The 607-nt window shown below is 28.3% G+C and carries 1 protein-coding gene; it reads right to left on the bottom strand.

Annotation, left to right across the window (positions count from 1 at the left end; translation table 11 throughout):
- Nucleotides 1–96: 96 nt before the first annotated feature.
- Entirely contained in the window at nt 97–498 is a 402-nt protein-coding gene (locus tag AOB46_RS22740; protein WP_062703684.1) for a hypothetical protein, read from the bottom strand.
- Between the last annotated feature and the right edge of the window lie 109 nt (nt 499–607).

The raw sequence follows: 607 nt of genomic DNA, 5'->3' as shown, positions 1-607 counted from the left end.
AACTCCCAGTTAAATGCAGAGTTTTTACCATAAAAGCTTCTAGTTTAAATAATTATTTTTATTCCTAGGGTTCTCAGCTTTTTTGCCAAAAGGCATCTAACTATAAAAGAATTTTAAACTAATAATCAATAGGAAAAAACTAAACACACTACATAATAAGATTATAATTGCCGAGATAAAATAAAAAATTCTTTTCCAGCGTGGGGTCAAATTATATAATTCGTTTAATTCTTTCAATGATATTAGTGGCATTATATACTTTTTTATTAGTTTTCGGGTTACTAAAAATTCAAAAGGAATTGCAATGGCAGCAATTACTATAAAGTTTCTAAAACCCAACAATATATAAATATCCAGAAAAATCCCATAAATAATGAATGAAATATTTACATTCATTACGTTTAATAATGCTCCTTTCAAATCAGCCCCTTTAAATTGACCAATTTTTTGTCCACAATAATTAACAAAAAGCCATTGTTTAATAAAAGATTTAATCATAGATATGTGTGTTGATTTCACCAAATTTGTCACCCACTGTTCCCCCTATGTCAAAAGCATAGTCAGCTAATCCATATGCAAAAATAAAGGGAGCAGTAACTGGAACTAC

The sequence above is a fragment of the Chryseobacterium indologenes genome (genome assembly GCF_001295265.1).
GTDB lineage: Bacteria > Bacteroidota > Bacteroidia > Flavobacteriales > Weeksellaceae > Chryseobacterium > Chryseobacterium indologenes_A.
This window is presented reverse-complemented; position numbering and strand designations above follow the sequence as displayed.

What these genes read in the sequence shown, in the direction of transcription:
- AOB46_RS22740 (WP_062703684.1), bottom strand. Translation starts at nt 498, where the DNA reads ATGATTAAATCTTTTATTAAACAATGGCTTTTTGTTAATTATTGTGGA.